Source organism: Bacillus sp. 05T22 (assembly GCF_056396765.1).
The window spans coordinates 23,156-32,935 of record NZ_JBFTMC010000038.1 but is presented as its reverse complement, the minus strand read 5'-3'; the positions used below and the strand labels follow the sequence as shown (position 1 = coordinate 32,935).

14 protein-coding genes are annotated in these 9,780 nt (G+C 37.2%); 11 read left to right on the top strand and 3 right to left on the bottom strand.

Annotated features, from left to right (window positions below; translation table 11 throughout):
• The coding region (locus AC1DIT_RS13595; RefSeq protein WP_476998232.1) for a nicotinate phosphoribosyltransferase at positions 1–652 on the top strand (652 nt) is incomplete at its 5' end.
• Between the two features lie 251 nt (positions 653–903).
• A complete protein-coding gene (murC, locus tag AC1DIT_RS13590) occupies positions 904–2,214 on the top strand; it encodes a UDP-N-acetylmuramate--L-alanine ligase (protein WP_016116673.1) in 1,311 nt (436 codons plus the stop codon).
• On the opposite strand, the gene AC1DIT_RS13585 is transcribed toward murC, so the two are convergent.
• Positions 2,181–2,447 (bottom strand): hypothetical protein, encoded by a 267-nt coding sequence (locus tag AC1DIT_RS13585; RefSeq protein WP_139350061.1) that lies wholly within the window; start codon positions 2,445–2,447, stop codon positions 2,181–2,183. The genes murC and AC1DIT_RS13585 overlap by 34 nt on opposite strands.
• A complete protein-coding gene (locus AC1DIT_RS13580; protein WP_016116672.1) occupies positions 2,444–2,788 on the bottom strand; it encodes a PadR family transcriptional regulator in 345 nt (114 codons plus the stop codon). Before AC1DIT_RS13580 ends, AC1DIT_RS13585 begins: the two co-directional genes overlap by 4 nt.
• A 123-nt stretch (positions 2,789–2,911) precedes the next feature.
• Here AC1DIT_RS13580 and AC1DIT_RS13575 point away from each other — a divergent pair, with 123 nt between their 5' ends.
• From AC1DIT_RS13575 to AC1DIT_RS13550, 6 genes are all read left to right on the top strand, one after another.
• A complete protein-coding gene (locus AC1DIT_RS13575; protein WP_016116671.1) occupies positions 2,912–3,325 on the top strand; it encodes a MerR family transcriptional regulator in 414 nt (137 codons plus the stop codon).
• A complete protein-coding gene (locus AC1DIT_RS13570) occupies positions 3,315–4,217 on the top strand; it encodes a DMT family transporter (RefSeq protein ID WP_016116670.1) in 903 nt (300 codons plus the stop codon). The genes AC1DIT_RS13575 and AC1DIT_RS13570 overlap by 11 nt, the downstream gene beginning before the upstream one ends.
• A gap of 64 nt (positions 4,218–4,281) precedes the next feature.
• Positions 4,282–4,830: a GNAT family N-acetyltransferase gene (locus AC1DIT_RS13565; protein WP_016116669.1), complete on the top strand. Its 549-nt coding sequence runs from the start codon at positions 4,282–4,284 to the stop codon at positions 4,828–4,830.
• Positions 4,827–5,318 carry a GNAT family N-acetyltransferase gene (locus AC1DIT_RS13560; protein ID WP_016116668.1) on the top strand — a complete coding sequence of 164 codons (492 nt, stop codon included), beginning with the start codon at positions 4,827–4,829 and terminating at the stop codon, positions 5,316–5,318. Before AC1DIT_RS13565 ends, AC1DIT_RS13560 begins: the two co-directional genes overlap by 4 nt.
• Positions 5,319–5,408: 90 nt before the next feature.
• Positions 5,409–5,807, top strand: coding sequence for a PH domain-containing protein (locus AC1DIT_RS13555; RefSeq protein WP_016116667.1), 399 nt, complete (start codon positions 5,409–5,411; stop codon positions 5,805–5,807).
• A 13-nt stretch (positions 5,808–5,820) separates the two neighbouring features.
• Entirely contained in the window at positions 5,821–6,006 is a 186-nt protein-coding gene (locus AC1DIT_RS13550) for a hypothetical protein (protein ID WP_016116666.1), read from the top strand.
• Between the two features lie 69 nt (positions 6,007–6,075).
• On the opposite strand, the gene AC1DIT_RS13545 is transcribed toward AC1DIT_RS13550, so the two are convergent.
• Positions 6,076–7,191 (bottom strand): aminopeptidase, encoded by a 1,116-nt coding sequence (locus AC1DIT_RS13545; RefSeq protein WP_016116665.1) that lies wholly within the window; start codon positions 7,189–7,191, stop codon positions 6,076–6,078.
• A 142-nt stretch (positions 7,192–7,333) separates the two neighbouring features.
• Between AC1DIT_RS13545 and AC1DIT_RS13540 the strand changes: the two genes are divergently transcribed.
• The 3 genes from AC1DIT_RS13540 to AC1DIT_RS13530 all read left to right on the top strand — a co-directional run bounded on the left by AC1DIT_RS13540 (position 7,334) and on the right by AC1DIT_RS13530 (position 9,636).
• A complete protein-coding gene (locus tag AC1DIT_RS13540; RefSeq protein ID WP_033671532.1) occupies positions 7,334–7,882 on the top strand; it encodes a DUF948 domain-containing protein in 549 nt (182 codons plus the stop codon).
• Between the two features lies 1 nt (position 7,883).
• Positions 7,884–8,210 (top strand): bacillithiol system redox-active protein YtxJ, encoded by a 327-nt coding sequence (gene ytxJ, locus AC1DIT_RS13535; protein WP_016116663.1) that lies wholly within the window; start codon positions 7,884–7,886, stop codon positions 8,208–8,210.
• 355 nt (positions 8,211–8,565) lie between these two features.
• Complete coding sequence (locus AC1DIT_RS13530; protein ID WP_016116662.1) at positions 8,566–9,636, top strand: bifunctional 3-deoxy-7-phosphoheptulonate synthase/chorismate mutase; 1,071 nt, start codon at positions 8,566–8,568, stop codon at positions 9,634–9,636.
• The last annotated feature ends 144 nt before the right edge of the window (positions 9,637–9,780 follow it).

The following is a 9,780-nucleotide window of genomic DNA, read 5'->3' as shown; positions in this document are numbered from 1 at the left end:
TCATTATACACAGCAAGCTGGTGATGGGTATGCTGCGTATATTGGTGGTATGAGTGCACAAGCAACGCATGCAATGAATGAATGGTGGGGCAAGAGTGGAATGGGGACAATGCCTCACGCATTGATTCAAATGTTTAATGGAGATGTTGTAGAAGCTGCAAAAGCGTACTATAAAAAGTTTCCAGAGGATGATTTAGTTGTACTAATTGACTACAATAATGATGTGATTACAGATGGTCTTCGTGTTGCACGTGAATTCGGCTCAGAATTAAAAGGTGTACGCATTGATACATCACGTACAATGATTGATCAGTATTTCATTCGTCATCCAGAAGTACTTGGCACATTTGACCCGCGTGGTGTAAATCCATCCCTTGTTTTCGCGCTTCGTAAAGCGCTTGATGAAGAAGGGTTCCAGCATGTAAATATTGTTGTAACTGGTGGATTTGATGAAAAACGTATTCATGAATTTGAAGCGCAAAATGTTCCTGTAGATCTATACGGAGTGGGCAGCAGTTTATTAAAAATGAACATTGGTTTTACAGGTGATAATGTAGAATTAAATGGAAAACCAGAAGCGAAAGCTGGACGTAAATATCGTCCAAACCCACGTTTAGAGCGTGTTCAACTAGAAAAAAGAGAAGATATGTAAGAAGAGGAAAAACTGATAGGGAATTGACCCTATCAGTTTTTCTGTTATCATAGTATAACGGATTGTTTTTTGCTATAATAAGTTTGTTATGGACATATAAGAAGTACGTACGTGTTTATCCCGATTGGTGAGAGCTAATGAAAGTTCCGCTGTATCGAGAATGTATGATGATTACCAAAATAAGAAAAGATTCATATACTGTCTTATAGATAGGCCGTTGTATTAGTTCGAAATGTTGGAGGTTCTTTAAGATGACAGTTTACCATTTTGTAGGAATTAAAGGAACAGGAATGAGTTCATTAGCACAAATTCTTCATGACATGAAGCATACTGTTCAAGGTTCTGATTTTGAAAAACGTTTCTTTACACAAGTAGCTTTGGAAAAGCGTGGTATCTCCATCCTTCCTTTTGATAAAAGTAATGTAAAAGAAGGACAAGTGATTATCGCAGGAAATGCGTTCCCTGATACGCATGAAGAGATTGTAGCAGCGAAAGAGTTAAATATCCCAGTACACCGTTACCATCATTTTTTAGGGAATCTTATGAGTAAGTATACAAGTGTTGCTGTAACAGGTGCACATGGAAAAACATCAACAACCGGCTTGTTAGCCCATGTAATGCAAGGTGCACACCCAACGTCTTACCTTATTGGAGATGGAACAGGGCATGGGGTAGAAAATAGTAAGTATTTTGTGTTTGAGGCATGTGAGTACCGTCGTCATTTCTTGTCTTACTATCCAGACTATGCAATTATGACAAATATTGATTTTGACCATCCAGATTACTTTACAGACATTAATGATGTATTTAGTGCATTCCAAGAGATGGCACTTCAAGTGAAAAAAGGAATTATTGCATGTGGTGATGATGAAGAACTGCAAAAAATTCAAGCGAAAGTACCTGTTATTTTCTATGGACTTGGTGAAGATAATGATTTCCAAGCACGTAACATCCAAAAGAGAACAGATGGTACTGTATTTGATGTGTTCGTTCGTAATACGTATTATGAAACATTCAAAATTACAGGTTACGGCAATCACAGCATATTAAATGCATTAGCAGTTATCGCGCTTTGTCACTATGAAAATGTTGATGTAGAAGCAGTAAAACATCAATTAACAACGTTTGGAGGCGTAAAACGTCGCTTTAATGAAAAACCGATGGGAGAACAGGTCATCATCGATGATTATGCACACCATCCGACAGAAATTAACGCAACGATTGAAGCTGCTCGTCAAAAGCATCCAGAGCGTGAAATTGTCGCTGTCTTCCAGCCGCACACATTCTCACGTACAGAAAAATTCTTAGATGAGTTTGCGGAAAGCCTAAGCAAAGCTGACCAAGTATACCTATGTGATATTTTCGGATCAGCACGTGAAAACAAAGGTGACTTAACAATTCAAGATCTGCAAAAGCGTATTGATGGTGCAGAATTGATTACCGATACAACAACGAATGTATTAAAGAAACATAAAAACGGCGTTCTTATTTTCATGGGCGCAGGCGATATTCAAAAATTCGAAGCGGCTTACGTGAAAGAAGTGCAAGTTGCGGAGAAGTAATAAAGCGAAGACGTGCAGCGGTGGCTGCACGTCTTTTTCATGTCGATTGTTGTAGAATGGTCGCTATATTTTAATAAGATCTGATATATTGATGATGTATGTTCGTATAAGTCAGATTTAATTTCTAACACGTGCTGTTCTCTTATTTCTACAGGTAAATTCATTAAAGGTTGATTAAAATCATGTAAGAAATAAGTAACATATTGAGCTGCAAAAAGCACATCTTTGTTCATTTCTTATCATCCCCTTTTGCTAGTAACATGAGAGCGTGGTAAACTGCATCATAATCTTCTAAACGATTATGTAAAACTTCTCTCCCTTCATCTGTAATCCGATAATATTTTCTTTTCGGTCCATCACCTGATTCTTCCCAATAGGAAAGAGCCCAATCGTTTTTTGTAATTCGATTTAATATAGGATAAATCGAACCATTTGGGATATGAAATACAGGGATTTCTTGTAAAGCACTTGTAATTTCATATCCATACATAGGTTTCTTACTTATTAAAGACAAAATTGCGATTTCAAAAACACCTTTACGTAACTGAACAACCCAATTATCATTTTTTTCCATACTTTAACTATATATGATTCCAATCTATATATTAATCATATATAGTTGTTTTATTTTTACGTGTTGACCTAGAGTTAACTCTAGGTTGTAAAATAAGAATGTGAAAAACAAGGGGGAGATAACATGTATAAGATTGGTGAAGTAGCAGAGTTAACGGGGATGAGTATTCATACGCTTCGCTATTATGAAAAATTAGGGTTATTACCACCGCCAACACGAAATAGTGGTATTCGCCAATATACAGAAGTTGATGTACACTTGTTAAAATTTTTATATTCGTTAAAACAAACAGGTATGTCACTAGAGGAGATGGCGGAGTTTGCAAGTGATGGCTGCATTATAGAAGAGATTAGACAAAGAAAAGAGGAAGTTCCTGCGAAGGTGAAAAAGCGCATTGCGATTTTAACAACGCATTTAGATCGCTTAAAGGAGCAACAAGAGCAATTAAAGCGTGTAGTAGAACTAACAGAGGAGAAATTAGAAATTTATTACGGTTTTTTAGATGGCAAAGATGTGGAGGGTGACAATGAAAAATAAAGTATATGTACAGTTGTTAGGATTTGCGATATTTACAGGCGGAACGTTCAATGCTTCCAAATACGCAGTACAATATTTTTCAGCGGTTCACATCGCAGCTTGGCGTTTTGGAATTGCTGCTTTTATGATGCTGAGTATCTTAATGATAAGAAAAAACCTTGAGAGGGAAGTGTGGAAACAAAATATTGGTTATTATATTTTGCTTGGTATAGTGGGTGTATTTGGATTTAACTTCTTTTTAGGAATGAAACATACAGAAGCGATAAATGGTTCGCTTATTATGGCAACGAATCCGCTTGTTACGACGATATTAGCAAGGTTAATTTTGCGAGAAAAAATTGTGAGACAGCAAGTAATTGGAATGGGTTTCGCATTACTTGGAGTTGCTTTTGTTATTACACAAGGATCATTTTTGGTGATACAAAATTTAGCATTTTCAAAAGGGGATTTCTATATTTTATTAGGGAATATTTGCTGGGCATTGTATGGTGTGTTAGGTAGGAAGTTTATTAAGAACGGAAGTCCAATACAAACAACGACATATACAATGACTGTTGGAGCGCTTGCTTTCCTTATTGTATCTCTCACGCAAAAGAGTGTAGTGCCTATTTCAGAAATTCCTCTATTAGCATGGCTTTCTATCTTATTTATGGCGATTGGAATGAGTGTGCTCGGCTATCTTTGGTGGAATAAAGGAATCGTACAAATTGGAGCAGCAAAAACATCTTTATTTTTTAATTTAGTTCCCGTTGTTACAATGCTTGTTTCTTTTGTAGAAGGAGTGATTATCACAATCTCGCAATGTTTAGGGATGATTTTAGTCATTACAGGTGTTCTATATTCTTCCGGTTTTCTTGCTATAAAATCCAAAAAAGAAAGTGTGAATATATAACCCTTAACATTTTATAATTAGAAATGTTAGAATAATAAGAAAAGTGTTAGAGGGGGATAGAGCAATGTTTACACTTCGAGTCGATGATGAAATCAAACTTCAATTGTTAGAAAAACATCATAAAGAAGAATTGTATCAATTAGTGGATCGAAGCAGGGAGCATTTAAGAAAATGGCTTCCATGGGTAGAGGGGACAAAATCTGCTGATGCATATGACGAAATTCTTCCGATGTGGCTAAAGAAATATGCGGATGGAAACGGTTTTGAAACAGGTATACGTTATAAAGGAAAGCTCGTTGGAATGGTCGGTATTCACGAGGTGAACTGGGCTAAGAAAGCAACAAGTCTTGGATACTACCTTGCAGAAGAAGCAGGTGGAAAAGGAATTATGACAAGGAGTGTAAAAGCGGTACTTCGATATGCGTTTGAAGAACTAAAATTGAATAAGATAGAAATCCGTTGTGGGGTAGAGAATCAGAAAAGCCGTGCGATTCCGGAGCGACTTGGCTTTAAGTTAGATGGAGTTATGCGTGATGAAGAGTGGCTTTATGACCATTTTCATGATCTTGCTGTGTATAGTTTACTAGCTTCAGAATGGAAGGAGATTCGATGAGCGATACGATTTGCATTCAGTCATATGAAAGTAAGTACCAATCTGAAGTAGTCGATTTAATTATTCACATTCAGCAAAAAGAATATAACGTACCAATTACAAAGGAAGAGCAGTCAGATTTACAGGAAATTGAGCAGTTTTATCAAAGGGACAACGGAAGTTTCTGGGTAGCAACACATGATGGGAAAGTAGTTGGAACTGTAGCCTTATTGGATATTGGAAATAAGCAAGTAGCCTTGAGGAAAATGTTTGTGAAAAAAGAATTCCGGGGGAAGGTGTGGAATACCGCGAGCAAGTTGCTACAAACGGCTATCTCTTGGGCAAAAGAAAGAGAATTAGAAGGAATTTATCTTGGAACAACAGTACAATTTTTGGCGGCACATCGCTTCTATGAGAAAAATGGATTTCAGAGTATGAAAGTGGAAGAGTTACCAGGGAGTTTTCCGGTGCTGCAGGTAGATAAGAAATTTTATAGGTATGGTTTGTGAAGAATAGAGATCATTCAAATCGAGAATGATCTTTATTTTTTTGTTAAGGAAAATGGAAATGATGGTATAATTTAGGTGAGAGGTGATGGTATGAAATTTCCTATCCAAAGAAGCACACCAATTATGATTTTTGTAAGTGCAATGTTAATTCTTATGATTGTTTTACCAATCGGGATGTTGATTATGAATAAAGGAAACTGGGGATCGGCACTTATAGGAGGCGCAATTTGCCTCATTGTAAATGTACCGCTTGTTTGGGACGTATTTATTAAGAAATATACAGTCGAAAATGGTGTATTGAAATATGGCATATTGAACGAAGACGTTACACTATCTGATATAAGAGTGGTGCGTCAAGTTGGAAAATCACTCGAAATTACAACGAACCGATACAAAGTCCATATGATTGCTATGCCAACAGATAAAGAAAAGTTGTTGTCACTCATTCAAGAAGCGAATCCACATGTGAAAATAGATTTAAAAGCATAATGGAGGACGAGGAATGAAACATTTTCGGCTGTTATTTTGTTTTGAATTATTGATGGTACTGGTCGTTTGTGTTAGAGGGTATGTTCGTTGGGAGTGGCCGTTGTATTTGTCGATAGGTGTAGGCATTTTAGCAGTTGTACTTTTGTTTTATTACCATTCTCGTCAAATCAGAAGCAAAGGACAGGAAGTGGAGAAATAATATCGACCGTCCGATAAAACGCGACATACCAAAAGAGCTCTCCCACCAAAAGGAGAGCTCTTTCACATTTTATTTTAAGTTCTCAGGATTTAAAGTTTCTAATTCAGGTACAACGAAGCGACCGGCTTTACGGATTAATACGTCGTCGAAGTAAATTTCACCGCCGCCGTATTCAGGGCGTTGGATGCATACTAAATCCCAGTGGATGTTAGAGTTGTTGCCATTCCATGCATCGTCATAAGCTTGTCCAGGTGTAAAGTGGAAGCTACCGTCGATTTTTTCATCAAATAGGATATCACCCATTGGATGTAAGATGTATGGATTTACGCCGATTGCGAATTCGCCAACGTAGCGCGCGCCTTCATCTGTATCAAAGATTTTATTGATGCGTTCTGTATCGTTTGCAGTTGCTTCAATAATTTTTCCATCTTTGAATTTCAACTGTACATTTTCGAATGTATAGCCATTGTATGGTGATGGCGTGTTATAAGAAACTGTACCGTTAACAGAATCGCGAACTGGTGCAGAGTATACTTCACCATCAGGAATGTTTAAATGACCAGAGCATTTAATAGCTGGAATGTCTTTAATAGAGAATGTTAAGTCAGTTCCAGGTCCAACAAGACGAACTTTATCTGTTTTGTTCATAAGTTCAACAAGGTTATCCATTGCTTTATCCATTTTGCCATAATCTAAGTTACATACTTCGAAGTAGAAGTCTTCGAATGCTTCTGTGCTCATTTTTGCAAGTTGTGCCATAGATGCATTTGGGTAGCGAAGAACAACCCAGCGTGTTTTTGGAACACGAATGTCTCTATGAACTTTTTTACCAACTGTTTGACCGTGGATCTTCATGCGCTCACTTGGAACGTCGGCTTGTTCGTTAATGTTATCGCCAGAGCGAAGACCGATGTAAGCGTCCATATCTTTCATTACGCTTGCTTCATATGCAGCGATTTGCTCGAAGTGTTCTTCAGTAGCGCCCATCAATAATGAGCGATCGACCCCGTGATCTTTCAATGAAACAAATGGGAAACCACCAGCTGCATAGGCTTCTTTTACAAGTGCAGTTACAAGTTCTTTTTGCAAGCCAAAGTTTTCAATCAATACTTTTTCGCCTTTTTGTAAGCGGATTGAGTAGTTAATTAAATTATATGCTAAAGTTTCAATACGTGCATCTTTCATATGTAAAGCCCCCCTACTAATTATGTATCCTTCCTTATTGTACCCTACTTGCTGGAATTTGTTTAATGATTTATGGTACATTTGACGAACAAGTGTGAAAATTCTAGTGGAATTGCAAGGATTAGAACGAAACGGAAAATGATTGTATAATAGGAGAAAGTATGAAAAAGATAAAGGAAGTGATGAAATGCAAGTTCTTTTATACGTAAGTGCAGCCATAATTGCAATTGCTTTTGCCATATTGGTGGTGTACACATGTAGAACGTTACTATCCGTTCAGAAGACGCTTGAAAATGTTGCAAGCACGCTAGAAGGTTTAGAAAAGCAAATGCAGGGGATAAGCGTAGAGACAGAGCAATTATTACATAAGACGAATGCATTAGCTGATGATATTCAGCAGAAATCTCAGTCATTAAATAAGGTAGTAGAAGGCGTAGATGGAATTGGAACAACAATTCATTCTTTAAATACGAAACTTCGCAATGTATCAGATTCTGTAACAAATGAAATTGAAAATAATGCAGACAAAGTTGCACAAGTTGTACAATGGAGTAGTGCAGCGATTGAAGTGTATAATCATTTTCGTGCTACTAGACAAGAGAAGAAATTAGAAAAAGCTGAGAAGAAGTTAGAGAAGGAAGAGAAAAAAGAGAAGCGTTCTAGACTTCCAATTCGTATGAGAGGTGAATAACATGAGCATGACAAAAATCGAAACAATGGAAGAGTTTGAAGCATTATTAGAAACAGCGGAACCATATATTCTTTTTAAACATAGTACAACATGTCCAATTAGCCAAGGAGCCTACGCAGAATTTGAGGCATATTGTCAAGATGCAAAAGAAACACCTGCTTATTATTTATACGTACAAGATGCAAGAGATGTTTCGAATCGTATTGCAGAGCACTTTGGTATTAAACATGAGTCGCCGCAAGTACTATACATAAAAGATGGAGTAGCGGTATGGCATACATCACATTGGAATATTAAGAAGCAAACTTTAGAAGAGAATGTGAAGTAGGGAGAAGTAAGCGGAGACGCTTGCTTCTTTTTTTAGGATTCATGAACTATATAAATACAGATTGAAAAACTGATCGAAAACCGTTCTTTTTAGGTGGAAGAGAGGATCTACTCATGCATAGAAGTGGTCAGAGCCTCTTCTGCTCCCATGCCAAGTGAAGACAAAGAGAGAAAACGAGTGAAGGTTGAGTATGCTTTATGTAAGTGAAAGGAAACAATATATATTTCAAATAAGAGAACGATTCCATTTACAGTGTATATCATGTGACAACCTGATATCTATCGGATATAATAAATTATCTTAACCATGATAATAAGGTAATCTGTATATATAACTTGAAAGAGGTGGCTTTCTTATGGCATCACAAGAATTAGATCATTTACGCTCTCAAATTGATCAAATGAACCTACAAATTTTAGAATTATTAAATGAAAGAGGTCGTCTTGTTCAAGAGGTTGGTAAGTTGAAAGAAGTACAAGGTGTGAAACGATTTGATCCTGTACGTGAGCGTAATATGCTTGATTTAATTGCTGAGAAGAATGATGGACCGTTTGAAACATCAACTCTTCAACATATTTTTAAACAAATTTTTCAAACAAGCCTAGAATTACAAGAAGATGATCACCGTAAAGCACTTCTTGTTTCACGTAAGAAAAAGCCAGAGGATACGATTGTTGATATAAAAGGTGAAAAAATTGGTGATGGCAATCCTCACTTTATTATGGGACCATGTGCGGTTGAAAGTTATGAGCAAGTGCGCCAAGTTGCGGAAGCAATGAAGGAACAAGGGTTAAAGCTAATGCGCGGCGGTGCATTCAAGCCTCGTACATCGCCGTATGATTTCCAAGGGCTTGGCTTAGAAGGCTTGAAGATTTTACGACAAGTGGCGGATGAATATGATTTAGCGGTCATTAGTGAAATTTTAAATCCGAATGATATTGAAATGGCATTAGATTATGTTGATGTGATTCAAATTGGTGCTCGTAATATGCAAAACTTTGAGCTGCTGAAAGCTGCTGGATCGGTGAAAAAGCCAGTATTGTTAAAACGTGGTTTATCAGCAACGATTGAAGAATTTATGTATGCGGCAGAATATATTATTGCACAAGGTAACGGAGATATTATTTTATGTGAGCGCGGCATCAGGACGTATGAAAAGGCAACGCGTAATACGTTAGATATTTCTGCTGTGCCAATTTTGAAGAAAGAAACACATTTACCGGTCGTAGTGGATGTAACGCACTCTACAGGACGACGTGATCTCTTATTACCAGCTGCAAAAGCAGCGATGGCAATCGGTGCTGATGCGGTTATGGCTGAAGTACATCCAGACCCGGCTGTTGCGTTATCCGATTCAGCACAACAAATGGATATTCCAGAATTCAATGAGTTTATGAAAGAATTAAAGGCATTTCGCGGTAGATAGTCAGAATGGCTTGTGGGGTCTATGCGATACTTGTTGTATAGGCTTTTTTGCAGAAAATGTTCTTTTTCACATAAAAAATACGAAAATAGGAGAAAAGAAGCGAATTTTTTCGAAACTTTTGCGGGAAAATATTGTATGAGCCTG

Excerpts from the sequence above, each read along its gene's own strand:
- ytxJ (WP_016116663.1), top strand. The coding sequence starts at position 7,884 with ATGAGCATGACAAAAATCGAAACAATGGAAGAGTTTGAAGCATTATTA.
- AC1DIT_RS13585 (WP_139350061.1), bottom strand. The coding sequence starts at position 2,447 with ATGAACAAAGATGTGCTTTTTGCAGCTCAATATGTTACTTATTTCTTA.
- AC1DIT_RS13580 (WP_016116672.1), bottom strand. The coding sequence starts at position 2,788 with ATGGAAAAAAATGATAATTGGGTTGTTCAGTTACGTAAAGGTGTTTTT.
- AC1DIT_RS13555 (WP_016116667.1), top strand. The coding sequence starts at position 5,409 with ATGAAATTTCCTATCCAAAGAAGCACACCAATTATGATTTTTGTAAGT.
- AC1DIT_RS13560 (WP_016116668.1), top strand. The coding sequence starts at position 4,827 with ATGAGCGATACGATTTGCATTCAGTCATATGAAAGTAAGTACCAATCT.
- murC (WP_016116673.1), top strand. The coding sequence starts at position 904 with ATGACAGTTTACCATTTTGTAGGAATTAAAGGAACAGGAATGAGTTCA.
- AC1DIT_RS13530 (WP_016116662.1), top strand. The coding sequence starts at position 8,566 with ATGGCATCACAAGAATTAGATCATTTACGCTCTCAAATTGATCAAATG.
- AC1DIT_RS13550 (WP_016116666.1), top strand. The coding sequence starts at position 5,821 with ATGAAACATTTTCGGCTGTTATTTTGTTTTGAATTATTGATGGTACTG.
- AC1DIT_RS13570 (WP_016116670.1), top strand. The coding sequence starts at position 3,315 with ATGAAAAATAAAGTATATGTACAGTTGTTAGGATTTGCGATATTTACA.
- AC1DIT_RS13545 (WP_016116665.1), bottom strand. The coding sequence starts at position 7,191 with ATGAAAGATGCACGTATTGAAACTTTAGCATATAATTTAATTAACTAC.
- AC1DIT_RS13565 (WP_016116669.1), top strand. The coding sequence starts at position 4,282 with ATGTTTACACTTCGAGTCGATGATGAAATCAAACTTCAATTGTTAGAA.
- AC1DIT_RS13575 (WP_016116671.1), top strand. The coding sequence starts at position 2,912 with ATGTATAAGATTGGTGAAGTAGCAGAGTTAACGGGGATGAGTATTCAT.